At 66.6% G+C, this 26296-nt stretch carries 23 protein-coding genes; 15 read left to right on the forward strand and 8 right to left on the reverse strand.

Translation table 11 applies throughout. The features are described from left to right. Nucleotides 1-2: 2 nt before the first annotated feature. The 3 genes from AC1C2N_RS02085 to AC1C2N_RS02095 are packed head-to-tail and all read left to right on the forward strand — an operon-like array spanning nt 3 to nt 3180. On the forward strand, nt 3-1199 hold the full coding sequence (locus AC1C2N_RS02085; RefSeq protein WP_495432665.1) for a M24 family metallopeptidase: 1197 nt from the start codon (nt 3-5) through the stop codon (nt 1197-1199). 47 nt (nt 1200-1246) lie between these two features. Then, complete coding sequence (locus AC1C2N_RS02090) at nt 1247-2161, forward strand: alpha/beta fold hydrolase (protein ID WP_495432666.1); 915 nt, start codon at nt 1247-1249, stop codon at nt 2159-2161. Continuing rightward, complete coding sequence (locus tag AC1C2N_RS02095; RefSeq protein WP_495432667.1) at nt 2089-3180, forward strand: Lrp/AsnC family transcriptional regulator; 1092 nt, start codon at nt 2089-2091, stop codon at nt 3178-3180. Before AC1C2N_RS02090 ends, AC1C2N_RS02095 begins: the two co-directional genes overlap by 73 nt. 68 nt (nt 3181-3248) lie before the next feature. Here AC1C2N_RS02095 and AC1C2N_RS02100 read toward each other — a convergent pair whose 3' ends face one another. The 5 genes from AC1C2N_RS02100 to AC1C2N_RS02120 form a co-directional block, all read right to left on the reverse strand. Further along, nucleotides 3249-3995, reverse strand: coding sequence for a CPBP family intramembrane glutamic endopeptidase (locus AC1C2N_RS02100; protein ID WP_495432668.1), 747 nt, complete (start codon nt 3993-3995; stop codon nt 3249-3251). A 56-nt stretch (nt 3996-4051) separates the two neighbouring features. After that, the gene (locus AC1C2N_RS02105; RefSeq protein WP_495432669.1) at nt 4052-4708 is read right to left on the reverse strand and encodes a putative glycolipid-binding domain-containing protein; all 657 of its coding nucleotides are present in this window, start codon (nt 4706-4708) and stop codon (nt 4052-4054) included. 3 nt (nt 4709-4711) lie between these two features. Beyond that, nucleotides 4712-5374, reverse strand: a complete 663-nt coding sequence (locus AC1C2N_RS02110; protein ID WP_495432670.1) for a cyclodeaminase/cyclohydrolase family protein — start codon at nt 5372-5374, stop codon at nt 4712-4714. Nucleotides 5375-5662: 288 nt separating this feature from the next. Next, on the reverse strand, nt 5663-5947 hold the full coding sequence (locus tag AC1C2N_RS02115; RefSeq protein WP_483405376.1) for a hypothetical protein: 285 nt from the start codon (nt 5945-5947) through the stop codon (nt 5663-5665). A gap of 284 nt (nt 5948-6231) precedes the next feature. Continuing rightward, entirely contained in the window at nt 6232-8220 is a 1989-nt protein-coding gene (locus AC1C2N_RS02120) for a beta-galactosidase (protein ID WP_495432671.1), read from the reverse strand. A 234-nt stretch (nt 8221-8454) separates the two neighbouring features. Between AC1C2N_RS02120 and AC1C2N_RS02125 the strand changes: the two genes are divergently transcribed. From AC1C2N_RS02125 to AC1C2N_RS02140, 4 genes are all read left to right on the forward strand, one after another. Beyond that, complete coding sequence (locus tag AC1C2N_RS02125; protein ID WP_483405378.1) at nt 8455-9762, forward strand: ABC transporter substrate-binding protein; 1308 nt, start codon at nt 8455-8457, stop codon at nt 9760-9762. A gap of 70 nt (nt 9763-9832) precedes the next feature. Further along, nucleotides 9833-10825 (forward strand): carbohydrate ABC transporter permease, encoded by a 993-nt coding sequence (locus tag AC1C2N_RS02130; RefSeq protein ID WP_232528894.1) that lies wholly within the window; start codon nt 9833-9835, stop codon nt 10823-10825. 1 nt (nt 10826) lies between these two features. Then, nucleotides 10827-11720 (forward strand): carbohydrate ABC transporter permease, encoded by an 894-nt coding sequence (locus AC1C2N_RS02135; RefSeq protein ID WP_108390236.1) that lies wholly within the window; start codon nt 10827-10829, stop codon nt 11718-11720. Nucleotides 11721-11746: 26 nt separating this feature from the next. After that, nucleotides 11747-12763 (forward strand): LacI family DNA-binding transcriptional regulator, encoded by a 1017-nt coding sequence (locus tag AC1C2N_RS02140; protein ID WP_495432673.1) that lies wholly within the window; start codon nt 11747-11749, stop codon nt 12761-12763. Nucleotides 12764-12911: 148 nt separating this feature from the next. On the opposite strand, the gene AC1C2N_RS02145 is transcribed toward AC1C2N_RS02140, so the two are convergent. Next, nucleotides 12912-13727: a DeoR/GlpR family DNA-binding transcription regulator gene (locus AC1C2N_RS02145; protein ID WP_495432675.1), complete on the reverse strand. Its 816-nt coding sequence runs from the start codon at nt 13725-13727 to the stop codon at nt 12912-12914. Nucleotides 13728-13831: 104 nt separating this feature from the next. Here AC1C2N_RS02145 and melA point away from each other — a divergent pair, with 104 nt between their 5' ends. The 8 genes from melA to AC1C2N_RS02185 all read left to right on the forward strand — a co-directional run bounded on the left by melA (nt 13832) and on the right by AC1C2N_RS02185 (nt 23980). Next, nucleotides 13832-15160 (forward strand): alpha-galactosidase, encoded by a 1329-nt coding sequence (gene melA, locus AC1C2N_RS02150; protein ID WP_483405382.1) that lies wholly within the window; start codon nt 13832-13834, stop codon nt 15158-15160. Between the two features lie 175 nt (nt 15161-15335). Then, nucleotides 15336-16289, forward strand: coding sequence for an SIS domain-containing protein (locus AC1C2N_RS02155; protein WP_495432677.1), 954 nt, complete (start codon nt 15336-15338; stop codon nt 16287-16289). 51 nt (nt 16290-16340) lie between these two features. Continuing rightward, nucleotides 16341-17675 (forward strand): ABC transporter substrate-binding protein, encoded by a 1335-nt coding sequence (locus tag AC1C2N_RS02160; RefSeq protein WP_483405384.1) that lies wholly within the window; start codon nt 16341-16343, stop codon nt 17673-17675. A gap of 2 nt (nt 17676-17677) precedes the next feature. Then, on the forward strand, nt 17678-18664 hold the full coding sequence (locus tag AC1C2N_RS02165) for a carbohydrate ABC transporter permease (protein ID WP_483405385.1): 987 nt from the start codon (nt 17678-17680) through the stop codon (nt 18662-18664). Then, nucleotides 18664-19530 (forward strand): carbohydrate ABC transporter permease, encoded by an 867-nt coding sequence (locus tag AC1C2N_RS02170; RefSeq protein WP_495432678.1) that lies wholly within the window; start codon nt 18664-18666, stop codon nt 19528-19530. Before AC1C2N_RS02165 ends, AC1C2N_RS02170 begins: the two co-directional genes overlap by 1 nt. Then, entirely contained in the window at nt 19530-20561 is a 1032-nt protein-coding gene (locus AC1C2N_RS02175; protein ID WP_495432679.1) for a carbohydrate kinase family protein, read from the forward strand. Before AC1C2N_RS02170 ends, AC1C2N_RS02175 begins: the two co-directional genes overlap by 1 nt. A 28-nt stretch (nt 20562-20589) precedes the next feature. Further along, nucleotides 20590-22317, forward strand: a complete 1728-nt coding sequence (locus tag AC1C2N_RS02180) for a hypothetical protein (RefSeq protein ID WP_495432680.1) — start codon at nt 20590-20592, stop codon at nt 22315-22317. Nucleotides 22318-22780: 463 nt separating this feature from the next. Further along, on the forward strand, nt 22781-23980 hold the full coding sequence (locus AC1C2N_RS02185; protein ID WP_495432681.1) for an MFS transporter: 1200 nt from the start codon (nt 22781-22783) through the stop codon (nt 23978-23980). 323 nt (nt 23981-24303) lie between these two features. Here AC1C2N_RS02185 and AC1C2N_RS02190 read toward each other — a convergent pair whose 3' ends face one another. Then, nucleotides 24304-24831, reverse strand: coding sequence for a helix-turn-helix domain-containing protein (locus AC1C2N_RS02190; RefSeq protein WP_495432682.1), 528 nt, complete (start codon nt 24829-24831; stop codon nt 24304-24306). A 301-nt stretch (nt 24832-25132) separates the two neighbouring features. Next, nucleotides 25133-26074 (reverse strand): hypothetical protein, encoded by a 942-nt coding sequence (locus AC1C2N_RS02195; RefSeq protein ID WP_495432684.1) that lies wholly within the window; start codon nt 26072-26074, stop codon nt 25133-25135. Nucleotides 26075-26296: the final 222 nt, after the last annotated feature.

Consider the following 26296-nt stretch of genomic DNA (forward strand, 5'->3'; position numbering starts at 1 on the left):
CCATGACGGAACCCTCTCTCGGACTCTTCTCGCAACGGCTCGACGCGAGCTTCTTCGACGCGGTGCAATCGGATGTGATCGGACGGATGCGTGACGCAGGGCTCGATGCGATCTTCACCGTCGATCCCGAAGACGTCGCCTACCTGACCGGCTTCTTCCACCACCCGTGCGAGCGGCCCGTAGCGGTCTGGCTCGAAGCGACGGGGCGGTGCCTGCTGCTGGTTCCCGTGCTCGAACGCGACCACGCCGAGTCTCAGAACGCCCACGCAGACATCATCGACTATGCGGAGTTCCCCGGTCTGGAGAGTCCTTACGCGGTCCTCGCGCGCGCGATCGACCCCGCGGTGCGCCGGGTCGGGCACTCGACGACGATCTCGTACGAACGCCTGGCGGCAGCAACCGACGCGCTTGAGGACGTCACCCTGATTCCCTCCGGTCTCATCATGGAGGCCAGGTACATCAAGCACCCGGGCGAGGTCGCGCTCCATCAGGAGGCGGCACGCATCACGGATGCCATGATCGTCGCCGGGGTCGAACTCATCACCGGCGCCATTGCCGACGGCTCTGAGCTGCCGAGCGAGGCAGAACTCGCTGCCCACGTCGGCAGTGTCGGGACGGGCATGATGTATGCCCAGCACCGCGATGTCGTCGTCGTGTCGTTCATGGCTGGCGGCCTGGTCTATGCCGGTGCGAACAGCTCGCTTCCGCACGGCCTTCCGTCGAGCTACCGGCTGTCGAAGGGTGACACCTTCATGCTGTCGCTGGGCTGCGCCGTCGGCGGGAGGTTCGTCGAGGGTGAGCGCACCTTTGTGCTTGGCGAACCAACGCCGGAGCAGCGCCTGTTTCACGACACCATCCGCGATGCACAGCAGAGGGGGCTGGACACCATCCGTCCCGGTGTCGAGTGCCGCGAGGCCAACGCGGCCTGCCTCGACGTGATCCGTGAAGCGGGGTTCGGCGATTTCATCCTTCACCGCCAGGGACACGGCATCGGGCTCGGCATGCACGAGGCGCCCTGGCTCGAAGCCGGCGACGCCACCGTGCTCCGTGAGGGCATGGTCGTCTCCAACGAACCGGGCATCTACGTCCCGGGCCACGCCGGTTACCGCATCAGTGACAGCATGCTCGTCACAGCGGACGGGGCCAGGCCGCTCACCAGTTATCCGCGGACTCTCGCGGACTGCACGATCCCGATCTAGCCGCCCAACGGCATCCGTTCGATTATGTACAGAGAGAGAAGACGCCCATGAGTAACGAGACAGTGTCGCCCGAGTTCGCCAGGGCAACGACCGAAGCCGAGATGGTGGAGATCAACGGCAACAAGCTCGCCGTCGAGGTCCTTGGCCCCGAGGGCGCACCGGTGATCATCACCCACCACGGCGCACCCGGGCTGGGCTCGCGCGCTGAGCCTCGCGCGAGTTTCGGACGGCTTGCCGACGAATACCGGGTTGTCGTTTTCGATGCACGCGGGTCAGGCCAGAGCGAGGGTGCTGGTCCGTACACTCACGAGCAGTGGGCCGCAGACATCGAAGGACTGCGCGAGTGGATCGGCGCAGAGAAGATCGTCATGGCTGGCGGCTCGTACGGTGGCTTCATGGCGATGGAGTACGCGATCCGATACCCGGACAGGGTCTCAGCGCTCGTCTTGCGTGACACTGCCGCCGACAACAGCCACAGCGAGCTTGCGCGCGAAAACGCGCTCGCCACCGATCGAGTGACGATCGACATGGAGAAGTTCGACCGCATTGACTTCGGCCAGGTCCGCGACAACGACGACCTCCGTGACTGCTGGCGCGAAATCCTCCCGCTGTATGACTTCGACTACGACCCGGCGGCTGTCGAGCGCAAGGTCGAGGCGACCCCGTACCGGTTCGAGGCACACAACTTCGCGTTCGCCCACAACCTGCCCGGATGGGACATCAAGTCGGACCTGGTTAAAATCACGGCTCCGACACTGATCACCGTGGGCCGTACTGACTGGATTACGCCAGTATCGTGTAGCGAGACCATTGACAGTCTGATTCCCGACTCCACGCTTGTAATCTTCGAGAAGTCGGGCCATTCGCCCCAGATCGAGGAAGCAGAAGCATGGACGACGCACGTGCGGAACTTCCTGCACCGAGTCTTTCCGGCGACGGGAACGCCGACAACAGCCTCGTGAGCGTCAAGCTGCTCGATGAACTGAGCGATCTCGACCGGCGCATCATCGTTGCACTCCAGCACGACGGCCGCGCGAGCTGGCGTGCCATCGCTGAGATGGTCGACGGAACAGTGCCGACCGTGACCCGGAGGGGGCAGCACCTGCTCTCCTCCGGGGTGGTGAAGATCGTCGTGATGCCCACTCTCGGCAGCAGCGGCGCCGTTGACTCCTTCCTGGTGCGCATCAACTGCGCGCCGGGCACCCAGTTGCAGGTGGCAGAGGAACTGGCCGGCAACCGCGACGTGCGGTTCCTGACCATCGTCACCGGTGGGTACGACGTCATTGCGGAACTCGTCGTTCACGGTGGCGCCGCCCATTACCCACAGCTCATTCAGCAGCTGCAGTCCATCCGCGGCGTCGAGCGCTGGCGAAGCGACCTCATCATGCACGTCTACAAGGTGAGCTTCGATTGGAGCCGCCAGCTGTTCGACCGCACCATGCACCTTCCCGCTCAGCCGATTGAGACTCACGCTGCAGGGATAGGCAAGGGGTGCGCGCCCGACCACTTCGACGACCAGGACCGCAAGATCCTCGACTTCCTCAAGCAGGACGGACGGATGGCGTTCAAGTCGGTTGCCGACGGTCTCGGGATGAACGAGTCGAGTGTGCGGCGTCGCTTCGAGCGTCTCCGGCAGAACGGGTGCGTCGACACGCTGGCGCTCGTCCCCGCATCCGCTCTGGGGATGGGGGCTGAAACCCTGCTCACCGTCGACGTTGACCCCGAGCGGCTCGAGTCGGTGGCACAGGAACTCGCGACCTACCCTGCGGTGCGCTACGTGGCGGCGACCCTTGACCGCAATTCGTTGTTCTGCGAGATCATCACCGCGTCGACCGATGATCTGCACCGCTTTATGACGTCGACGGTGTCGCCACTCGTCGGTGTGCGTGGCTGGACCGCGGCGATGGAGTTGCTCGTGCTCAAGCGCGGGTTCGTGGAGACGCCGTGGTGGCGGACGCAGGTCGGAAAGCCGCAGGTGTAGGGCCGCGCATTCAGGGCCGGGGACTGGGGTGCGCTGTCGCGCCTCGAGCTAGCTTGACTCTGAGCGGTTTAGAGCAGCGACCAGGCGACGATGAGCCCGTTGTAGGTGATGTGCGCGATGATGGCGGCACCGAGCCGGCCCGTTGTCGCGGCGAGGATGCCGGTGCCGATTCCGACGACGAGCGTCGAGATTCCGACCACAGCGCCCTCCAGCCCGCCGTCGGTCTGCAACATGTGGACGCCGGCGAACACGAGGGCCGTCACACCGATGGCGACGATGACCGGGACCCGGGCGGCATTAGCCCTCGGTGAGAGCGCACGGGCGGATGCTCGCACCAGCGCCCGTTGCATCAGCCCGCGGAAGAACAGCTCCTCGATGACCGGTGCGGCAAGCACCGGCGCGAGAATGGCGAACACGAACCACCAGACGTCGTAGACGACGGGGCCGAACGTTGCCCCGCCACTCGCGACCCGGCCGTAGAGGAGAATCTCGATCAGTGTCGTCGCCGCGCGCATCATCCCGCCGACGACGAGGCCGAAGAACAGATCGATCCACTCGAACCGCAAACCGAAGTCGCGCGCGAGCGACCGGCGGCCCCGCAGGTACGAGGCGGCGAGGATCGCACCGATCAGCGGGACCCACGCGGCGAGGTAACTCAGCGCGGTGCGGAGTTCCGGCGACGCCGGCCAGCCGCGGAGCGCAGCCCAGCCAACAGCCCACACGAGAACAACGGCGAGCCCAACGCCGACGGTCGCGTCGTTGAGCCCCCATCTCACCGGGCGGTCGTCGGCTGTGCCGGGGACAGTCGTACTCATACCCCAACGATAGGGCGCGCGCTGACGGTCGGGGATCAGGCGGGCGGACGGATCGCTTAGCGTTCGGTCGCCACAGTCACGCGCCGCGCGAGGCCGGGGTAGTCGACGACCCATCCGTGTGAGTCGTAACGAATGTCTGCGCCGGTCGCCCCGTCGCCGAACCGGACGATACCCTCACCGAGGGCCGTGTACGTCTGTGCGGATGCCACCACTTCAAGCGTCGGAGGTAAGACCCACGCGCTGACGAGGCTGGCGTGAGAGCCGCGCGGCGCGTTGAGGAGCCGAAGGCGGTTCACCGGCAGGGCGTTAGTGAGTGGTGACCCACCGATGTCGAGGTCGACCGCGGAGGACAGGGATTCCTGGTCCGAAATACCGGGCGGTGCCGGGGTTCGCAGACCGCTGCCGTCAAACGCTGCCAGAGCGGGCACCCCGTCGGCCTCTCCCACAGCGGTCCACCTCGAGCCGGTGCGAGAGAGCTCCAGATCGCGAGTCCATCCCGCCCCCTCCGCGTGCGCGACCAACCGCATTGCCGCCCAGGTGGCATCCGCCCAGAGTTCGTAGCTCAGTCGATAGGGCAGCGGATCGACCGCGTGTTGCGAACCACGCGCGTAGAGCCCGGTCGATGTGTCGAGTGTGACGACCTCGGACCCGGGAACATCGGTGCGCACCCACATCAGCACAACCGGCGGCGTTCGGCGATGCGCGGGCGACATCGGTCAGCCCTGGAGCTCCGCGGGCACGGCCTTGCCCTCGATGTCAGTGGTCAGTCGATCGATCCGACCGAGGATCTCATCGAGTTGCCGCACGGTTTCCCACAGCACCGGATGCTGTTCGCGAACGTCATCGAGCGATTCGCCGCCCGAGGTAAGGGAGCCGAGATCGAAACTCATGTTCGTGCGCGCTCCGGCGACGGCCGCCCGGAGCGCCCCACAAGCGACGGCGACGTCGGCGACGAGAGCGGGGTTACCGTGCCTGGCGAGCCACTCCAGGTCGCCGACCGCGTCTGCGCCGGTGCGGCCCAGATTGGCGGAGGTTTCGGCGGCGTTGACGGATGCCTCGCGGATGGCGTTCTCCCGCTCCTCGCCCGGTTCGAGACGGAACGCGCTGCCGAACGACTTCGAGGCGGCGGCATCCTCGTCGGCCAGACGCAGGGCGGCGCGGCGGCCGGCGGTCGCGCGGTCCTTCAGGGCGTCGAGCTCCTGCTGGAGTGGGCCGTCGACCTCGGTGTACCCGGCGACCATCGAGGTCAGTGCGTACGCCATGGCGAGCATGACGCCCGAGGCGGCCCCGCCCCCTGGTGAGCCGGTGGCGCGGGCGAGCGCATCCGTCCAGTCTTCGATGGTGGAGGCGGTGGCGGAGACTTTCGCTCGGTCATTCATGGGTCAAGTCTGGTCCTTCAGGCCTCGGAGCGCACGGCCCACCCGCCCCGCAGCCGCACCCAATCCGCCGAGCGCTCCATTTCCATGCCCGCGCTGCAGAAGATTCTGTAGCGCGAACATGGATCTGCAGCGGTGGATGCAGGTGCCCGCCTCACGCAAGCTCCGCTCGCGCTTGAGTCCGCTCGCGCTTGAGCTCCGGTTGCGCTCAACGCGCCCGTGGCACGCGAAAAGGCCCCCTGCTCAGCAGGGGGCCTTTCACAGTAACGCTGTGTGTTAAGTCAGTGAGACCTAGCGACGAGCGTCGGTGTTGTTGGCGTCGCGGTCGTAGAACTCGCGGCTTCCGGACTTGGCGAGTCCGCGGCTGATCATGTAGCCGATGGTGAGGAGCGTTGCGTAAAGCCAAACGCTCTGAGCGCCGAAGCCCTGTCCGTCTTCGCCGTTGTCGACCATCGCGGAAGCGATGAACATCGAGATCAGGATGACGACGTAAGCGATGAACTCAGTGGTCTTGAATGCAGCCTTGGTCTCGGTGGAGAGGCGCGAGACGCGGCCGTTCGTGGTGGTGTTGCTCATGATGTCCCTCTTTCATGTGACGATCGTGGCGCACTTGCGCCTGAGCTATGTAAGCAGCCGGTGGGCAGGATGTGTGAATTGCCTGTTGCCCCTTGACATCGACGGGTGTATAAGCCATTCGCGTACGCGGGAGGCTGTCTGCGTACGCGGGAGGGCGGCCCAGCGCGGCAGTTCCATGCCCGCGCTACAGAAGCTTCTGCAGCGCGGGCATGGATGTGCAGCGCCGGGCGGATGAGGGCGCGCACGGATGCCGCGGCCCGGGGCGGGGCGGATGCCCGGGGAGGCTACCGCCGCGCGGTCGCCACCACGCGCACCCCGCCGGCCGGAACCACCGAACCGGCCGACACCGGTTCACCCGTGACGACGTCTGTGCCCTCGATCGAAACCGGAGCAGCGGCATCCGCGTGGTTGATGAAGAAGGTGAAGCTCTCGGAATCGCTCGAGCGCGTGACGACCTCGAGGCCAGCGGGGGGCGCGTCGACCGCGACGCCGCTGTCGCCGAGCACCGCGGTTACGAACCCGCGCAGGTCGGAGCCGGTGAGCTTCGTCGAGACGTACCAGGCGGTGCCCGATCCGCGGTCGTTTCGGGTCATCGCGGGCTTGCCGGCGGCGGGGCCGTCGACGTAGGTCGCGACAGTCATGGCCGTGTCGAGCACGATGTCGTCCGCCCACGCGCTGCCCGTCGACCCGTCGCTGAGCGCAACGGACTGCTCGGCGTAGAGCGGAAGGAACTCCTCGATCGACAGGCCGAGCACGTCGCGCAGCGCTCCCGGCGACGCACCGGCAGGGACCTCGTCGTTCTCGCCGACGATGCCGGAGAAGTACGAGACGACGAGTGTGCCGCCGCTCGATACGTAGCTGTCGATGTTCGCAGCGTCTGCCTCAGCGAGGAGGTAGAGGTTCGGCGCGAAGACCACGTCGTACCCCGACAGGTCCGAGCTCGGGTGCACGAAGTCGACGGTGACGCCCAAGCCCCACAGCGCGCCGTAGAACGCCTCGATGCGCTCGCGGTGTCCGAGTTCGACGGAGGGCCGCCACTCCAGGTCGAGCGCCCAGAACGACTCGATGCTCCAGACGATGGCAACGGATGCCGTCACCCGCGATCCGGCGACAGGCTCAAGTGCCCGGAGGTCGGAGCCCAGCTGCACGACCTCCTTCCAGATGCGCGTGCCGGTGCCGCCGTGGGGCAGCATCGCCGAGTGGAACTTCTCGGCGCCGAACCGGCTCGCACGGAACTGGAAGAACATCACGGCATCCGACCCTCTCGCCACGTGGGAGAGGCTGTTGCGGGCCATTTCGCCGGCGCGCTTGGCGATGTTGCGCGGCTGCCAGTTGACCGCCGAGGTGGAGTGCTCCATCAGGATCCAGGGCCTGGACCCGGCGAGCGAACGCGTGAAGTCGGCATCCATCGCCAGCAGCACGTGGTTGTCGGTGCGCTCGGCAACGAGGTAGTGGTCGTTCGCGACGATGTCGACCTCCTTCGCCCACTTCCAGTAGTCGATGGACGGGCAGTTCGTTGCCATGAAGTTCGTCGTGATCGGTGCGTCGGTGAATGCCCGGATCGCGTTGCGCTCGCCGATGAAGCAGGCGAGCAGGGCGTCGGAGGTGAATCGCTGGAAGTCGAGTCGCTGGGCCTGGTTCGACGTGCTCGCTGAGACCCGCGGCGCGTCGATCTCGTCCCACTCGCCGTAGGACTGGCCCCAGAACCGCGTTCCCCAGGCGCGGTTGAGCGCGTCGAGCGTGCCGTAGCGGGCCTGCAACCAGTCCCGGAATGCGGCCACCGAGTAATCGTCGTAGCTGTCGCTGATCGGCGCACCGTATTCGTTGTGCACGTGCCACATCACGACGGCCGGATGCTGCGCGTAGCGTTCGGCGAGTTTTGTCGCGATCGCAACGCTCGCGCGCCGGTACTCGGGTGAGCTCGGACTCACCATTCCTCGCGAACCGAAGCCGAGCGTGCGGCCGTCGCGGGTGACCGGGTGGGCGGACGGGTACTTCTTCCAGAACCAGGCCGGGGGAGCGGCAGTCGGGGTTCCGAGGTCGACGTCGATACCGGCATCCGCGAGGAGGCCGATGATGTCGTCGAGGAAGCTGAAGTGGTATTCGCCCTCACGCGGCTCGAGTACCACCCAGGAGAAGATGCCGATGCTGACGAGGTTGACGCCCGCCTCTTTCATGAGTGCGATGTCTTCGAGCCAGGTCTCGCGGTCCCACTGTTCGGGGTTGTAGTCGCCACCGTAACGAAGGCCTTTTGAACCGGGAATCCACGACATGTACTGATCTCCTTTGACACACGCACCCACTGTGCGCGCTCCCAGTTCTATCACAGCATATATTGCGGCCAATGACGCAGACAAGCTGTTTGACAACTCGATCGGCTGTGTGCCTTACTAGAACCGCTCACAGGTACAGTGCCGTTCTCCGCTCGAAGTCAACGATCCGACTTCGCAGGCTGCAGCACGCGCTGCACCGCCCCTGCACAACATCACAGCCACAAGGAGAACGACATGCGTTCATCAGTCCGCATGGGAGCGCTGGCATCCGTAGCCGCCGCAACCATGCTCTTCACCGGATGCTCCGCCGGAGGCGACTCCGCTGGCGGAGGCTCCGGTCCGGTCGAGCTCACCTACTGGGCCTGGGCCCCCAACCTCGACAAGGTCGTCGACATCTGGAACGAAGACAACCCCGACATTCAGGTCACCGTCAACAAGCAGGACGGCGGCGACCCCGCGATCACGAAGCTGCTCACCGCGATCAAGGCGGGCAGCGGCGCTCCCGACCTGATCCAGGCCGAGTACCAGAAGATCCCGACACTCGTGGCATCAGATGCTCTCGCTGACCTTTCCGAGAGCGGCGCAAGTGACGTTGCCGACCAGTTCCCGGCATCCGTCTGGGATTCCGTCACCCTCGGCTCCGACGCCGTGTACGCGATCCCGCAGGACACCGGCCCCATGATGGCGTACTACCGCGAGGACATCCTCGCCCAGCACGGCCTCAGCATCCCGACCACGTGGGAGGAGTACGCCGAAACCGCCCGTGCGCTGCACGCCGCAGACCCGACGAAGTACCTCGGCACGTTCTCGGCCAACGACGCGGGCTGGTTCACCGGACTCGCGCAGCAGGCCGGCGCCTCCTGGTGGTCCATTGACGGTGAGAGCTGGGGCGTCGAGATCGACGAAGAGCCCACGCAGAAGGTCGCTGAGTACTGGGGCGGTCTCGTCGAAGAGGGCGTCATCGACAACAAGCCGATGTATACCCCCGAGTGGAACGCCGGTCTCAACGACGGAACGCAGGCCGGCTGGGTCAGCTCCGTCTGGGGACCGGGCGTACTCGGGGGCAACGCGACCGACACCGCCGGCAAGTGGGTCGCCGCCGAGCTGCCGAACTGGGAGTCCGGTGAGGCATCCAACGGCAACTGGGGCGGCTCGTCGACCGCAGTGACCACGCAGTCGAAGCACCCGGAGCAGGCGATGGAGTTCATCGAGTGGCTGAACACGGACCCTGAGGCCATCCAGGCCCTCATCGACACGTCGGGCATCTATCCGGCGGCGACCGAGGCCGCGGCCGAAGCGCTGACCGAATCACCTGAATTCTTCAGCAATCAGGCCGACTTCTACGATGTCGCCGCCAAGGCAGCCGAGAGCGTATCCCCGTTCAGCTATGGACCGAACGTCAACGTGACGTTCAGCGCATATAACGACGAGTTCGCGAAGGCTGCCGAGTCGAAGAGCATCACGGCTTTCCTCGACGCGGTCGCTGCCATGCAGAAGATCACCACGGACGACCTCACCAAGAGCGGCTTCACCGTCAAATAGGTCGCCCGCACTAACACCCGCCACCGGGGCGCCTCAAGCGCCCCGGTGGCCTCAACCCCCGGAGATCTCCGTGACATCCCTCGCTGAACCCGCGCCGAAGAAGGCGCCATCCGCACCTGGAAAGAGCCGGCGAACGGATGCCGCCCGAAAGCGGCCGGGAAACTTCCGCACGCGGGTGCTCACCCCGTATCTCATGCTCGCGCCGGGCATCCTGCTGTTCACCCTGTTCATGCTCGCGCCGATCGTGTACACGCTCTTCCTCAGCTTCCAGAAGAAGAAGGTCGTCGGTCTCGGGCTCGGTTCCGGTGGACAGACCCGCGTCTTCGCCGGTTTCGAGAACTACATCAGCACCTTCACCAACCCCGAGTTCGCGGCCAGCGTCGGCCGGGTCCTGCTCTACGGGGTCGTGCTCATCCCGACGATGCTCGCGCTCGCCCTGCTGTTCGCATTGCTGCTCGACTCGAAGCGCACCCGGGCAGCCGGGTTCTCCCGCATCTCGATCTTCCTGCCGTACGCGGTGCCCGCCGTAATCAGTTCACTGCTCTGGGGCTTCCTCTACCTGCCGGCGGTCAGCCCGTTCTACTACATCTTCGATTTGCTCGGCTGGGACGTGCCGAGCATGCTGTCGAGTGGCCTCGTGCTCTTCGGCATCGCGAATATCGCGTTGTGGGGCGGCGTCGGCTTCAACATGATCGTCATCTACACGTCGCTCAAGGCCGTGCCAACCGAGATCTACGAAGCCGCGAAGATCGACGGCGCGAGCGAGGTGCAGATCGCGCTCCGCATCAAGATCCCGATTATCGCGCCCGCCCTGGTGATGACCGGTCTGTTCTCGATGATCGCCACGCTCCAGGTGTTCAGCGAGCCGACGATCCTCCGTCCGCTGTCGAACAGCCTCTCAACAAGCTGGTCACCGCTCATGCTCGTCTACCGTGACGCGTTCACCCGCGACGACATCTACTCGGCGGCAGCGACCTCGATGGTGATCGCGATCGCGACCTTCGCGCTCTCGTTCCTATTCCTCCGCATCGTCCAGAAGCGCGCTTTCGGACAGGAAGACTGACATGACCACTCTCTCCGCACCCCGGGTCCGGTCGACCGGCGCCGCGCCCCACGCGAAGGCCAAACGCGAGCCGATCAGTTTCGTCTCGACCGGCATCCTGATTCTTGGCGCCCTCTATTGCCTCTTCCCGGTGCTCTGGGTCGTCATGGCGTCGACGAAGAACGGCGCAGAGCTGTTCTCCACGTTCACCCTGATGCCGAGCACCCACCTGTGGGAGAACATCGTCGAGCTGACGCAGTATCGCGACGGCCTGTTCTGGCGCTGGATGCTGAACACCGCGTTGTACGCTGGCGTCGGTGCGCTCATCAGCACCTGGGTGTCGGCACTGTCCGGGTACGTGCTCGCGAAGTTCACCTTCCCGGGCAAGTCGATGGTGTTCAAGATCCTGCTCATGGGAGTGCTGGTCCCCGGCGTGATCCTCGCGATTCCGCAGTACTTCCTCATGGCGCAAGTGGGGCTGACGAACACCTACTGGGCCGTGTTGCTGCCGCAGCTCATCAGCCCGTACGGCATCTACCTGGCCAGGATCTACGCCGCGGCATCCGTACCCACCGACGTGATCGAAGCCGCACGCACCGAGGGTGCGGGGGAGATGGGGATCTTCGCGAAGATCGCCACACCGATGATGCTGCCCGGGCTCGTCACGATCTTCCTGTTCCAGTTCGTCGCTGTGTGGAACAACTTCATGCTGCCGTACATCATGCTCGGAAACGACAACCTGTTCCCGATCACCGTTGGGCTCAGCGGTCTGCTCAACCAGGGTGCGACGGCGCCTGCGCTCTACACGCTTGTGATCACCGGGGCGCTGCTCTCCGTCATCCCGCTCATCCTCCTGTTCCTGCTGCTGCAGCGCTTCTGGAAGGTGGACCTCGCCGCTGGCGCGGTGAAGGCGTGACGAACCGGGTCACCTATGCTGGGGGCGTGAGCACCCAGGGACCGCGTCGCAGGCCGACGATCGACGACGTCGCCGTTGAAGCCGGGGTGTCCCGCGGCACGGTGTCGCGCGTACTCAACGGCGGGCACTGGGTCAGCCCTGACTCGCTGTCGGCGGTGAATGCTGCGATCAAGAAGACCGGCTACCGGATCAACCCGCACGCGCGGAGCCTGGCGACGAGCAGGGCGAACTCGGTGGCGTTCCTGTTGACCGAACCGCATGAGCGATTGTTCGAAGACCCGAACTTCTCGCTGCTGATGCGCGGTGCAGCGCAGGCGCTCGAGCAGCGCGACATTCCCCTCGTGTTGCTCATGGCCGGGACCGAGGCGGAGCAACGCCGGGTCACCGACTTCATCACCGCCGGGCACGTTGACGGGGTGTTGCTCGTCTCCTCGCACGCCGGTCGGCAGGGGTTTCTGTCCGAGCTCGTGCGGTCGAAGGTGCCGGCGATCGCCTGTGGCATCCCGCTGGGCTTTGAACGCAAGATCGGCTACGTCGCCGCCGACGATCAGCACGGGGCGCAGACCGCCGTTGAGTACCTGCAGGACCTCGGGCGCACGAGGATTGCGACGATCACCGGACCGCAGGACACATCGGGCGGGATCGGCCGGCTTGCTGGGTATCGCGACCAGCTCGGTGCCGCGGTAGACGAGTCGCTCATTGCCATTGGCGATTACACGCGGGCGAGCGGGATGCGCGGGATGCGCGAACTGCTCGAGCGTGACCCGTCGATCGATGCGGTGTTCGCGGGCAATGACCTGATGGCTGCGGGCGCGCTCGATGTGCTGGCAGAGGCGGGGCGGCGGGTGCCGGAGGATGTCGCGGTCGTTGGTTTCGATGACTCTCCTGTCGCCACCCAGACGAACCCGCAGCTGACGACGATGAAACAGCCGTTCGACCGGATCAGCTCGGAGATGGTGCGGCTCCTGCTCGAGGTGATCGACGGGAACCCGGCTGCAGCGATGACGCTGCCGACCCAGATGGTGCGGCGCGGCTCGGCGTAGGGCGCGCGTACGCGGTCTCCGTCGCGCGAGCGCGGCAGTTCCATGCCCGCGCTACAGAAGCTTCTGCAGCGCGGGCATGGATGTGCAGCGCCGGGCGGGGAGGGCGCGGATGCGGGCGGGTGCGCGCGGATGCCGGGGGCGCGGGGCTTCAGGCCGCCACAATGTGCACATCGACACCGGCAGCGCGGATCGCCGCCACGGCGTCTGCGTCAGCGGAGGCATCCGTCACCAGCAGGTTGATATCGGTGATGGGCGCGACCTCGGCGAGGGCGAGCCTGCCAACCTTCGACCCGTCGGCGACGACGATGGCGAACTGCGCGTTCTGAATCATCGCGTTGTTCGTGCGCGCCTCGGTCTCGTTGTGCGTCGTCACCCCACCGGATGCCGAGATTCCGTCGGCCCCGAGAATGGCGGTGCCCACATTCATGGCGTTGAACGTACGCTCGGCGAGCACACCGACGAGTTCGAGCGATTCGGCCCGGAGCGTTCCGCCCGTCATCACCACGCTCAGCTGTGGGTAGGTCGTGATGAGTCCCGCGATGGTGAGCGAGTTGGTGACGATGGTGAGCTCACGGTGGTTTGAGAGCGCGTGGGCAACGGCAGACGTCGTTGAGCCGCCACAGAGCGCGACGGCGTGGCGACCGCCATTCGGGATGAGGCTCCCAACGTGGGCTGCGATCGCGCGCTTGGCCTCGTGGAATTTCGAGTCGCGAAGGGGAACGGGAAGCTCCGGATGAGACTCGATTGCGGCCGCTCCTCCGTGGGTGCGCAGCAAGAGTCGCTGGGCTTCGAGCTCGGCGAGATCGCGCCGAGCAGTCGCGGCTGAGACATCGAGCGTCTCAGCGAGATCGCTCAAACTAATCGTTCCGCGCTCTGACACGACCTCGAGGATGGAAAGCATGCGCTCCGATCGCTTGCCTGAGGCGGCTCGCAGCCGCGGAGTTCCTGTCCAGGGCAGTGTCACGGGAACCTCCGTCGGGTCGATGAGCGAGCAGTACGGTTGTTCACTTTAGCCATTTTTCGCTCAATTGGTTGCACGATTCGCGCAAGGCGGGCCAGACTCTCGGCATGCCTCGAATTGTTTTCATCGGCGCGGGAAGCGTCGTCTTCACCCGCCAGCTCCTCAACGACCTGTTGCGTTTCGATGACCTGCCGACGCTCAACATCGTGCTGCACGACATCGACGCCGAGCGCCTGGCTGTCGCCGAGGGCACAGCGCGTCAGGTCGCGCGCCGGCGCGGCAGGGCGCTCGACCTTGAGGTCACGGAGGATCGTCGAGCTGCGCTTGCCGGTGCGGACTTCGTCGTGAACATGATTCAGGTCGGAGGCGTCGCCGCCACGAAGGTCGATCTCGAGATCCCGGCGAAGCACGGCCTGCTCCAGACAATCGGCGACACGACGGGCGTCGGCGGAGTGTTCCGCGCGTTGCGCACGTTCCCCGTGCTCAGCGGGATTGCCCGCGACATGCAGGACCTGTGCCCTGACGCCTGGTTCCTCAACTACACGAACCCGATGGCGATGAACGTCTGGTGGACGTCGGTGGTCGCGCCGAACATCAAAACGCTCGGCCTCTGCCACAGCGTCTACTGGACCGTCAACGATCTCTGCGATCTCGTCGGTGTTCCGCTCGAGGAAACCCACTACCGCGCGGCCGGGGTTAACCACCAGTCCTGGCTCTACGAGTGGTCGCACAACGGTGAAGACCTCTATCCACGACTCCGTGCGCTCATCGAGTCGGACCCCGAGCTGCAGCGCCGGGTGCGCGCCGAGATCTTCCGGCGCATCGGCTTCTATCCGACCGAGACGAGTGAGCACTCGTCCGAATACCTGTCGTGGTTCCTGCGCGATCCGGCACAGATCGAACACTTCCGGATCGAACCGCTGCAGTACATCGGCATCAGCGACGATAACGTCGCGGAGTTCCACGCCGCCCGCGAGGCGCTCGACTCCGGCGCTGATCTCGAACTCGATGACGGAGCGGCCGAGTACGCGCCACAGGTGATCCACTCGATCCTCACAGGGACCGAGCGGGTCATCCACGTCAACGTCGTCAACGCTGGGCTCATCGACAACCTGCCCGAGGGTGCCGTAGTCGAGGTGCCCGCGCTCGTGAACGCGGAAGGGGTGCACCCGATCGCGGTCGGTTCGATCGCCGAGCAGGGGGCCGCACTCAACCGCACCTACCTCTCCGTCGCTGCCCTGGCAATCGAGGCCGCGCGCCACGGCGATCCGGAGCGGGTGCGGCAGGCGGTCCTCATCGATCCCAACGCCTCCTCGACGCTCACCCCGGCGCAGATATGGGCGCTGTGCGACGAGCTCACCGCGGCGCACGCGCAATACCTGCCTCGTGAACTCGGAGGCACCCTCGACCACGACCTGACGTCGGTCGGAGCGTAACCGACTCCGCATTGTCGGAATCGTCATCCCCTTCCACGATCGATCGATCGAGGAAGGGGAGGCGCCGTTTGTCGCGCCCGTTTCGCCCGCCGAAACCTTCCTGTAGCAATCAATCACTCGAAATGATTAACTCAGACATTTTTCTTGTCAGGTGAGCAGTTCTCCCCGAGACTGTGTGACAACCCAACGACGGGTCGAGGACGCTCTCTCCCTCGCTCGACGGATCGCTCCCTCGACCATCGGACTCTCTATGACGATCACCCAGCTCGAGATCTCCAGTCAGCCCGCCACGTGGCGGGAAGCCCTCGGCGGCCTCGACGCGGCGCGCGATGCGCTCTGCCGCCGGGGAGAGAATGTTCTCGTCATCGGGTGCGGCACGTCGGCGTACGTCGCCGAGTCGTTTGCGGCACTGCGTGAGCAGGGCGGCTGGGGGCGAACGGATGCCGCGTACGCGTCAGAACCGCGGGCATGGCGGGATTACGACACCGTGATTGCGCTGACCCGCTCGGGCACCACGACCGAAGTACTCGACGCACTGCGCGAGGTTCCGTCCGGTGTCCACCGCATTGCGGTCACGGGGGTCTCGGAATCCCCGGTCACCGAGCTCGCTGACACGGTGCTCGGCCTTGATTTCGCCGATGAGCAATCCGTCGTCCAGACCAGATTCCCGACGACATTCCTCCTTCTGGCACGGGCCGCGCTCGGGTACGACATCTCCGGGGTTGTCGAGCAGGCCGAGGCCGCATTGAGCGCACCTCTTCCGGTCAGCATCGAAGGAAAGAGCCACTTCGTCTACCTCGGGAGCGGCTGGACCTACGGCCTCGCCCAGGAGGCCGCGCTCAAGATCCGTGAGGCCGCCCAGGCCTGGTCGGAGTCGTATCCCGTTCTCGACTTCCGTCACGGCCCTCTGGCCGTCGCGAGCGAGGCATCCGTCGTCTGGATCTTCGGTGACACCGATCCTGCGCTCGTCGAGCAGATCGAAGCGACCGGCGCTCACGTCGTCACCTCCGTCGCGGACCCACTGGTCGAACTCGTTCAGGCCCAGCGACTGGCCGTTGCGCTCGCCGAATCACGCGGCCTCAACCCCGACGCTCCCCGTCATCTCACCCGTTCAATCGTGCTCACCTGAGCTGCCCCGCTCGTTACCCCACACGCCAACCCACCAGGAACAGAGGACACCATGAGGATCGGACGCCACACACGCACTGCCCGGAGTATCGGGCGCGTCTCCGCTATATTCGGCACCGTCGCGGTTCTGATCGGAGTGACAGCCTGCGGCGGATCTTCCCAGGGCGCGACGACGCTCGATGAGGACGCTGACGTCACGATCACGATGTGGAGCGGACAGACCGACGACGCCCAGAAGATCCTGGAGTCCCTGGCCGAGGAGTTCGAGGAAGAACACCCGAACGTCACCATCGATCTGTCGCCCGGCGCCTCGTCCACCGAGGACCTGCTCCAGAAGCTGTCCGCCGGGTTCGCCGGCGGGTCATACCCCGATATCTCCTACGCCTTCGGGTCGTGGGCGAGCCAGCTCGAACGCTCGAACCGCACCCTCGACATCACCGACCAGGTCGCTGAGGCCGACGTCGAGTGGGACGACTTCTCTGACGCCGCGCGCAAGACGGTGCAGCCGACGGGGGAGAAGACGATCGGGTTCCCCGCCATCGTCGACAACCTCTCGCTCATCTACAACAAGACGGTGTTCGACGCTGCCGGTGTCGCGTATCCGACCGCCGACTGGACGTGGGAGGACTTCCGTGCGGCGGCTGCTGAATTGACGGATGCCGCGACCAACACCTATGGATACGCCTACTCCGTCTCCGGATCGGAAGAAACCACCTGGCAGTTCTGGCCACACCTGTGGCAGCGCGGTGGTGCAATCCTCAGCGACGACGAGAAGACCGCGGAGTTCGCATCCGATGCAGGAGTAGAGGCACTGACCTTCCTGCAGGGCATGGCGGTCGATGACAAGAGCGTCTACCTCGACCAGACCGACACGAAGTTCGCGCAGCTCTTCGCAACCGACCGGATCGCGATGATGACCTCGGGCCCGTGGCAGCTGTACGACCTCAACACCGCCGGCACGAACTACGGCGTGACCGTTCTGCCGGGAACCGATGGCGACCACACCACAGTCTCGGGACCGGACATTTGGGCGCTGTTTGACCACAAGGACAAGAACCGCGAGTACTGGGCGTTCGAGTTCACCAAGTGGCTCACGTCGGCGGAGCAGGATGAGCGCTGGAACGTCGAGGTCGGCAACCTCCCGATCCGGGCCTCGTCAGCGGATTCTGAGGCGTTTGCCGCCCAAGTCGAGAACTATCCCGGACTCGACATCATGGCCGAGAACAACGCCAACGCGAAGCAGGCGCGACCGACCGTTCCGGGTTACGTCGGCCTGTCGGAAGCGATCGCGGATGCCATCGCCGAAGTGCTTCAGGGGCAGGGCGAACCGCAGGCCGCTCTCGAGGAAGCGGCTGAGCGCGCGAACTCCGCGCTGAGCGAAGAGTAATAATGACGGCGTCTCTGTCCACCGGTAAGGACAGTCGCAGGCGCGCCGGCAAGACCGGTGCGCCTGCGCTCACCTTCACGGTGCCGACAGCCCAGCGGCAACAAGCGCAACGCAAAGCCAGCCGTCGGCGTGCACTCGACGGCTGGACCTTTGTCGGGCCGGCGACCCTCATCATTCTCGGGCTGTCGATCTTCCCGGCCGTGTGGGCGTTCGTGCTGTCGCTGCAAAAGTGGGACGGCTTCAGCGATCCGCAGTTTGTCGGGACCACGAACTACGAGCGGCTCGTCAGCGACGACAAGTTCTTCGACGCGATCACCCACACGGGGCTGTACACGATCCTCTTCGTCCCGATGTCGGTGCTCGGTGGGCTGTTTCTCGCGGTCGCACTGAACCGGAACATCCGTTTCATCGGGCTGTATCGCACGGCCATCTTCGTGCCGTTCGTCGCGTCGGCCGCAGCAACCGGCATCCTGTCCACCTACCTGTTCAACCCGCAGTACGGAATCGTCAACAACGTGCTTCGGATGCTTGGGCTCCCGCAGCAGGGATGGCTTGAAGACCCGGCCCAGGCCATGGTCGTCATCGCGATCATGTCGCTCTGGGGCCAGGCCGCATTCACGACGGTCATCTACCTCGCGGCGTTGCAGGACATCCCGCCGGAACTGCTTGAGGCCGCTCGCATTGACGGGGCCAGTCGCTGGCAGGCCTTCTGGCATGTGGTGTGGCCGCAACTCGCTCCGGTCACTGTCTTCGTCGCCATCTGGCAGGTCATCGGCGCGATCCAGCTCTTCGACCTGGTCTACACAACGACCAGGGGCGGGCCGCTCGACGCGACGAAAACGATCGTGTACTTCCTCTGGGAGCGCGCCTTCCGCGGGCTCGAGTTCGGCTACGGCTCGGCCGTTGCGTATGCCCTCTTCGCCCTCACTCTCGTGATCACCCTGTTCGTCGTCTGGTACTCGCGGCGCCGCAACCTGGAGGCCTTCTGATGAGCACGTCCCTGCTGAACCCGGCAGTTGAGCTCGCGACGCCGAAGAAACGAGGTCGCGGCTTCAGCGGCTGGCACTTCTTCCTCGCCCCGGTCGCACTGCTGTTCCTCCTGCCGTTCGCGCAAATGTTCCTCGCCGCGCTGTCTCCTGCCGAGGAACTCGTGAGCTTCCCGCCGCCGCTCATCCCGTCGCGGCTCACCCTCGACGGGTTTGCTGGTCTGTTCGCCGACTCGGACATTCTGCTGTGGCTCGGCAACACGGTGATCGTCTCGAGCGCCGCGATCCTGTCGCACATCGTTCTGTGTTCCCTGGCCGGGTACGGCTTCGCCCGGATGAAGTTCGCCGGCCGCGGCCTCGGCTTCTTCCTGATCCTCGGCACGATCATGATCCCGACCCAGCTTCTGATGATCCCGACCTACATTCTGTTCGCCCGGCTCGGTCTCATCGACGGCCTCGGTGCGGCGATCGTGCCGTGGCTGGCATCCGCTTTCGGGATCTTCCTGATGCGCCAGTTCTTCCTCTCGCTCCCGGCGGAGCTTGAAGAGGCTGCGACGATCGACGGCTGCAGCAAATGGCAGGTGTTCTTCCGGGTCGTCCTTCCGCTCGCGAAGCCGGCGATCGCCACCCTCGCGATCTTCACCCTCCTGAGTTCGTGGAACGACCTGGTCTGGCCCCTCATCGCGATCAACAACGAGAACGCCTTCACGCTGCAGCTCGGCATCGCCAACTTCCAGGGCACCCGCCGCACCCAGTGGGACCTCCTCATGGCCGGCAACGTCATCGCGACGCTTCCGCTGATCCTGTTCTTTCTGGTCGCGCAGCGGCAGTTCATCGCGACGATGTCGTTCTCCGGAATGAAGGGTTGATGGGAGGCGAACGGATGCCGTCAGCGAGCGACTCCCCGGACGGCTCGGTTGACGTGCTGGTCGTCGGCGACGCCAACCCGGACCTCGTGCTGCGGGGCGACGTCGTCCCCCGGTTTGGGCAGGCCGAGCAGTTGCTCGACGCCGCCGACCTGGTGATGGGCGGCAGCGCGACGATCGCGGCGTGCGGACTGGCCCGGCTCGGGGTCTCGACCGCTGTCGCCGCCGTTGTCGGCGACGACGTGTTCGGCCGATTCACCGTCGGGCTCCTTCGCGATGCCGGACTCGACGTGTCGGGCATCCGGGTGGACCCGGTCATCCCGACCGGGCTGAGTGTCATCCTCTCGAGCGCGTCCGACCGGGCAATCCTCACCCTGCCGGGCACGATCCCGGCACTCACCGCAGCCGATGTCGATGCGGCGGTTACTCGTCTCCGTCCCCGCCACGTCCACATGGCATCCTTCTTCCTGCAGCCGCGACTGGCCGCAGAGCTGCCCGCGCTGCTGGGGCGCATTCGCGCTACCGGGGCATCGGTCAGCCTCGACACCAACTGGGATCCCGCCGAGCGATGGGAGGGCCTCGCCGAGGTGCTTCCCCTCGTCGACGTGCTGTTCCCCAACACCGAAGAGGTGCTCGCGATCGCTGAGGCTCTTCCCGGTGCCGGTTCTGCAGCGGGTGACGATCCGGTCGCGCTCGCAGCGGCGCGGATTGCAGCGTTCGGTCCCGTCGTTGCGGTCAAGTCGGGCAAGGCGGGCGGCCGGGCGTTCTCGCCGGACGGCAGCGAATTCGCCGCGCCTGGACTCACGCTCGACGTCGTTGACACTACCGGTGCCGGTGACAGCTTCGATGCGGGTTACCTCGCGGCGCTGATCGCCGGGGTTTCGGACGAGACCGAGCGGGTGCGCTGGGCCGCGGTTGCCGGATCGCTCTCCGTCCGTGCGGCCGGTGGCACGGCCGCGCAGGCGACGCGGGCCGAACTGAACACACACCTCGGGGTTCACGTCCACACGCACTCCGATACGGTGAGGTCCTGAAACGGATGCCACGACGACGGGAGATCGAATGGCGTACGTCGATCGAGACGGGCGGCCCGCCCGTTCCCGGCTTCTGCCGCGCCGCGTGGCTGCGTTTGTCGCTCTCGTTGCGGTCAGCCTCGTGACCGCGTGCGCGAGCCCCGCCCCGGCTACACCCACCCCGCCGGCCCCCAATGCGGACGGGCCAGCATTTGAGTTCCTCGACGCGGGAAACGGCGTCGAGATCCGAACGGGCGACGACTGGAGCCTGCCGGCATCCGCGCGACCGGCGCCGAATTCCGGGTTCTTCTCGGAGGAGGCATCCGTTTCTGACCATGTGTTCGTTCGATCCGTCGATGTCAGCTGGCGGCAGATTCAGCCGACACAGGGTGACCTCGACCGCGGTGCGAGCGGAGAGGCGCAGGGCCTGAGTTTCGACTCGCTCGACGCGCAGCTGGCCGGACCCGACCGGTTCTGGATGCGCATCTTCGCGAGCGGTGAGAGCTGGGCGCCGGAGTGGGTCGCCGAGGAGTGCGGGGTGTCGACGTATGGGCCGGACTATGACGGCGAGCGGCACCTGCCGATCTGGGATGAGTGCGTGTGGGGGCACCTCCTCGACACCTACCGGCGGGTCTTTATCGACGGCGGTCTCGCCGCCGATCCGCGCCTGTCGTTCGTTTACGTTCCCGGCGCGTTCACCTGGGCCGAGTTCGACTACGAGATGGTGACCGCCGCGGTCGACGCGGGCGACCTCGACCTCGAGACCTACCTCGCCTGGTACGATCACGCCTGGACCGACCTCGCCGATCTGTTCGGTGAGCACGCGAACAAGCTCGTCTTCACCGGCGAGGACTACCCCTTCGGTCCGTTCGGGGCCGAGGACGACCTGCTCGCGGCCGACGCGGTCGACGCGGGTCTCGGCATCCGTACCGGCATCACCGAGCTGTCGAACTTTCACCTGAGCGAGGCGCCGGCGTACGGGGCGCACATCCTGCCGAATGGGCACCTCGCGCTCGACGACACCCTGCCGGTGCACGACGGCACCCGCATCGTCGCCACCGAGAACGAGTGCTACAACGACTGCGGCTATGAGACCGACGACCCGTACTACGCCGTTCGGCAGTCGAACCTCAAGGCGCTGCAGCTGCGCACGAACTGGATCTACGTCGTGCCAGGCCCGTCGTACTTCGCCGAGTACCCGGAGCACTGGGACTGGGTGCGGCTGTCGATGGGCGCGACGGCGACGACGTCGGCCGATGCCTGGGCGGCGTTGCGTGACGCCGAGGACACCTACTGGGCGGGCGACGAGGTCGGGCCGGTTGGTGCCGGGTCGTGGGCCAGCCGCCCGTGGGTGCGCAACCTGGAGCGCTGGCTCGTGCAGGTCGATGAACCGGGTTCGGTCGCGCACCGCTCGGACGACGACGTGCATGTGGAGGTCTTCGAACCCGACAACGGGACTGCTCACGAGGGCTTGCGAACGGATGCCGCTGGCGGCGACACCGGATTCGTCTTCGAGCTCGATCCCCGATTCACGGCGGCATCCGGCGCGTGCGTGGTGAAGGTGACGTACCTTGACTCGGGGGCCGGCGCGTTCACCGTGGATGTGGGGGACTGGTCGTCGCCACCGGTCGAGCGCACCGGTGACGGCGAATGGAAGACCGCAACGGTGGCGGTTCCGCCGGGAGCCCTCGCGGAGCATCCGTCGTTCCGGGTTTCGCTCGTGGCCGGCTCCGACGACCTGACGGCGCGGTTCGTGCGCGTGGTGCGGTCCTCGTGACGAGCGCGGCACTTGCATGCTCGCGCCGCAGATACTTCTGTAGCGCGGGCATGGATCTGCAGCGGTGGGTGCTGACCTGCGCTCAGGGCGGGTCGGCGTCCGGTCCGCGGGGGAGTGAAACGGATGTCGCGGGTCGACGTGGCCGGCGGCGGCGACCTCACGGCGCGGTTCGTGCGGGTGGTGCGGTCCTCGTGACGAGCGCTGTACTTGCATGCTCGCGCTGCAGATACTTCTGCAGCGCGGGCATGGGTCTGCAGCGGTGGGTGCTGGCCTGCGCTCAGGGCCCGTCGGCGTCCGGTTCGCGGGTTAACGAAACGGATGCCGCGGGTCGACGTGGCCGGCGGCGACGACCTCGCGGCGCGGTTCGTGCGGGTGGAGCGGCCCTCGTGACGAGCGCTGCACTTCCATGCTCGGGCTGCAGATACTTCTGTAGCCCGAACATGGATCTGCAGCGGTGGGTGCTGTGAGTACGGAGGAGACGCGCTCGGAGCTGCGTGCGACGACGCCGTTCCCCGTTGTGCCCCTCGTGGCCCTCGCCGTCGCGGTGTTCGTCAGCGTAACGACGGAGTTTCTGCCGACCGCCGTGCTGACGCCGATGGCCCGGGACCTGCACGTCGACCCCGCAGCGCTGCCCCTCCTCGTCACGGTGTTTGCGGTCGCCGTTGTTGCGCTCACCCCGCTGCTCGTGCGGCTGACCCTGCGCTTCGAACGCCGCAGCCTCCTCATGATCGCGCTCGCCGTAATGGCGCTCGCGAACCTGGGCGCCGCTGCAGCGGGAGGGATGCCGATGATCGTGCTCGCGCGCATCGTGGCCGGCGCGGCGCACGGGCTGTTCTGGGCGGTGACCGGCAGCTACACCGCTCAGCTCGTGCCGGGGCATCGATTGGCGCAGGCTGTGGCGATCACCGGTGCCGGCGTCAGCGCGGCGTTCGTGCTCGGTGTGCCGGCGGGAGCGGCACTCGCCGACGGTTTCGGCTGGCGGATGCCGTTTGTCGTCGTCGCGGCTGCCCTGCTCCTCGTCGTTGGGATGCTGCGGCTGGTGCTTCCGCGGGTTCCCGGGGTTGGGCACGGTCTGACCGCCGGCGGAACCGGGGGAGCGGACCGCTCACGCGGGCGGGTGCTCGCGCTCTGTGGCATCGTCGTTCTCGTGATGGGGTCGCAATACGCGCTGTTCTCACTCGTGAGCCCGTACCTGCTCGACGTCGTCGGCATCGCACCCGACGCGCTCCCGATGGTGCTCGTCGTCTACGGCGTGCTCGGCATCGGCGGGCTCGTCGGCGCGGGAGTGGCGGGCACGCGCTGGCCGCACGCGACACCGGTCGCACTCGTCGCCGGACTCGCGGCCGGGGTCGCGTTGCTCGCGCTCGCTGCGGATCGGCCTGTACTCGGTGTCGTGGGAGTCGGGGTGTGGGGGATCGCCTTCGGCGGTGTGCCCGCCATTCTGCAATTCGCGGTGCTGGCTGCGGCATCCGAGGAGTTACGCCCGCGGGCATCCGCCTGGCTCACCAGCACGTTCAACGCGGCCATCGGTGGCGGCGCGGCGGCCGGGGCAGCGATTGCGTCGCTGGCGGGAGTTGGGGTGCTGGCGTGGGCTGCCCTTCCCGGGCTCGTGTTCGCGGTGGTGGGGCTGTTGCTGCTCGCCCGCGCGCGTGAGGCGCGTTGATTAGATGTGCTGGGCGCTTCGGCGTCGAGCGCGGCAGTTCCATGCCCGCGCTACAGAAGCTTCTGCGGCGCGGGCATGGATGTGCAGCGTTGAGAGAGGGTGCGGGTGGCGGCGAGGGATGAGGGCGCGTACGGATGCCGGGGTGCGGCCGGATGCCGGGGCGCGCGGCGCGTCAGGTCCACGGTCGGGTATCCACGATGGGGGCGTTACACCCGCAGAGCGGATCGATCGCACGACGCCAGCCGCGGCCGCAGGCATCCGTTTTCTGCAGAGCGGATCGATCGCACGGCGTCAGCCGCGGCCCGCAGGCATCCGTTCGCGTGTTAGGCCTCGGCGGGAGTCTTCTCTGCCGTGGGCTGGGCGCGGTTGCGGCTCGCGCGTCGTTCGCGACGGGACGGGGTGGTTCGCGACAGCGGGTACTTCTCGTCGAGGTGCGGTTCGAGGTAGAGCCGGCGAAGCGCGAGCAGGATCATCGTGCCGCCCACCCAGTAGCCGAGGAACAACACCATGCCCTGGGCGAAAGTGAAGCTGACCAGGGTGAGGACGATGCCGATCCCGAGATAGAGCCAGCGCCAGGCGCCGGTGATCCGGTCGCGCGCGGCCTGCTGGTGCGCGGTGCGGTCCTCGAGTGAGTCCACCCGGCTGTTCAGGTCGGCGTCGTCGATCGCTGAGAAGAGGTCGCGCACCGAAACCCGCAGGGCGTCCGCAACCAGGGACAGGGTTTCCAGACTTGCGTCCTCGCCCGCCTCGAGCCGCTGAACCGTTCTGAGCCCGATTCCGCTCTCGGTCGCGAGTCGCTCCTGGGTCCAGCCCTGTGCCTGTCGAAGCTCAATAATTCGTGTCTTATTCATAGAACCCATGCTCGCTCCGCCCGGTTCGGTGGCACCACGCCAGGAGGACGCCAGTGTGCCGCCACCTGCCCGCCAGCGTACCGCCACCGGATTGTGGCAGGGGAGCGCCCGTCCGTGAGCGGGTCTGGTCGGTGCCGAGCGCTGGATGGTGCGCGAGCGCTGCACTTCCATGCCCGCGCTACAGAAGCTTCTGCCGCGCGGGCATGGATCTGCAGCGCTGGGCGGATGGATGGCTAGCGGGCAGGGCGAGCGGGCGACGGGCAGGGGTGAGCGGGCGGCGGGCAGGTGCTGTGGGCGCGCGTTACGGGCGCCGCTTCGACGAGGGCAGCCCGTCGAAGGTGAGCCTGTCGTAGAGCCGGCGGGGCGGGTAGAGGTCCCGGGGCTCCCAGCGAGAGAGGCGGCCGACCACCTGGCGCAGCTCGTTCTCCCGGTTCTTCTCGTCGATGACGGCCTTCTCAGGTGTGCGCCCGTGAAGGTAGCGGGGATCCGTATATTTGGCTCGCCCGTCGCACTCCCCGGCGTGATCGAAGTCGTTCCAGTAAAAGTCCGGCCTGGCTGTGCGTCCGCTCGGGAGGCGGAACTCCACCTGAAGCAACGGAGGGGGGAAGCCGAGGAGGTGGATCCACACACGGCTGTGCGACTCCTCCGGTGAATCCGACTGGCTCGTCGCGAAGCCCGCCGCCGCCTGCGCCTTGCGGTAGCCCCGTTGACCGGATGCCGCTTCGACGCAGCCGGTGATGGCATCCGTCGTGGTCAATGCACCAGCGTGGCGCGCCTCGTGGAGTGCGGAGTCCATCGCGACGACGCCGTCGGCAAACGGCAGGTCGCGTGCGAGATCGACAACCGTCTGGGCGGGAGTGGTGAGAAGCAGGCCGTCGAGCGCCACGATCTCGACAGACGTGAGCGGGCGGCAGTGGCGCTTCACCGCACCGGATGAACGGCCGCCACGCGATTGCTCGGTCGTCACGTCGATTCTTTCCGGCCAGGAACCCAGAATCCGGATGCCCCAGAGGGCGGCGGCCGCGTAATGGGAGTACAGCACGGTGCCTCGCGCCCGACCCGCGGCCTCCAGAACCTTGAGTCGGTGCTGCTCGTGGGGCGCGAGGCCGCTCCAGAACGCCGAGGGGGCGTACGAGCCGTGGGCGATGCGCACTATCGCGCCGGTGCGGGACGATCGGCGAAGGGTCGAGTCGTTGGCTCCCGTGGCCAGCTCCTCGTGTCTGCGGATGATGAAATCGGGCACCCCTCAACTGTCGGACGTTTCGAGGGGTGGCGGGGCGGCATCCGCTCGATGGGGGATGGGCGGGCGACTGCACGCTGCTGTGGAGGGGTCGCGGGCCCGGTGTTGGGTGCGCGGTCGCGGATGGAAGCGATGGCATCCCCCCGGGCGTCGAGCGCGGCACTTTCATGCTCGCGCTGCAGATACTTCTGCCGCTTGGGCATGGATGTGCAGCGCTCGCGCGGG

This window comes from Mycetocola sp. Y791, assembly GCF_059445325.1.

Excerpts from the sequence above, each read along its gene's own strand:
- AC1C2N_RS02175 (WP_495432679.1), top strand. The coding sequence starts at position 19,530 with ATGGGAGGCGAACGGATGCCGTCAGCGAGCGACTCCCCGGACGGCTCG.
- AC1C2N_RS02135 (WP_108390236.1), top strand. The coding sequence starts at position 10,827 with ATGACCACTCTCTCCGCACCCCGGGTCCGGTCGACCGGCGCCGCGCCC.
- AC1C2N_RS02165 (WP_483405385.1), top strand. The coding sequence starts at position 17,678 with ATGACGGCGTCTCTGTCCACCGGTAAGGACAGTCGCAGGCGCGCCGGC.
- AC1C2N_RS02170 (WP_495432678.1), top strand. The coding sequence starts at position 18,664 with ATGAGCACGTCCCTGCTGAACCCGGCAGTTGAGCTCGCGACGCCGAAG.
- AC1C2N_RS02085 (WP_495432665.1), top strand. The coding sequence starts at position 3 with ATGACGGAACCCTCTCTCGGACTCTTCTCGCAACGGCTCGACGCGAGC.
- AC1C2N_RS02125 (WP_483405378.1), top strand. The coding sequence starts at position 8,455 with ATGCGTTCATCAGTCCGCATGGGAGCGCTGGCATCCGTAGCCGCCGCA.
- AC1C2N_RS02115 (WP_483405376.1), bottom strand. The coding sequence starts at position 5,947 with ATGAGCAACACCACCACGAACGGCCGCGTCTCGCGCCTCTCCACCGAG.
- AC1C2N_RS02105 (WP_495432669.1), bottom strand. The coding sequence starts at position 4,708 with ATGTCGCCCGCGCATCGCCGAACGCCGCCGGTTGTGCTGATGTGGGTG.
- AC1C2N_RS02090 (WP_495432666.1), top strand. The coding sequence starts at position 1,247 with ATGAGTAACGAGACAGTGTCGCCCGAGTTCGCCAGGGCAACGACCGAA.
- AC1C2N_RS02160 (WP_483405384.1), top strand. The coding sequence starts at position 16,341 with ATGAGGATCGGACGCCACACACGCACTGCCCGGAGTATCGGGCGCGTC.
- melA (WP_483405382.1), top strand. The coding sequence starts at position 13,832 with ATGCCTCGAATTGTTTTCATCGGCGCGGGAAGCGTCGTCTTCACCCGC.
- AC1C2N_RS02110 (WP_495432670.1), bottom strand. The coding sequence starts at position 5,374 with ATGAATGACCGAGCGAAAGTCTCCGCCACCGCCTCCACCATCGAAGAC.
- AC1C2N_RS02120 (WP_495432671.1), bottom strand. The coding sequence starts at position 8,220 with ATGTCGTGGATTCCCGGTTCAAAAGGCCTTCGTTACGGTGGCGACTAC.
- AC1C2N_RS02095 (WP_495432667.1), top strand. The coding sequence starts at position 2,089 with ATGGACGACGCACGTGCGGAACTTCCTGCACCGAGTCTTTCCGGCGAC.
- AC1C2N_RS02100 (WP_495432668.1), bottom strand. The coding sequence starts at position 3,995 with ATGAGTACGACTGTCCCCGGCACAGCCGACGACCGCCCGGTGAGATGG.
- AC1C2N_RS02180 (WP_495432680.1), top strand. The coding sequence starts at position 20,590 with ATGGCGTACGTCGATCGAGACGGGCGGCCCGCCCGTTCCCGGCTTCTG.
- AC1C2N_RS02190 (WP_495432682.1), bottom strand. The coding sequence starts at position 24,831 with ATGAATAAGACACGAATTATTGAGCTTCGACAGGCACAGGGCTGGACC.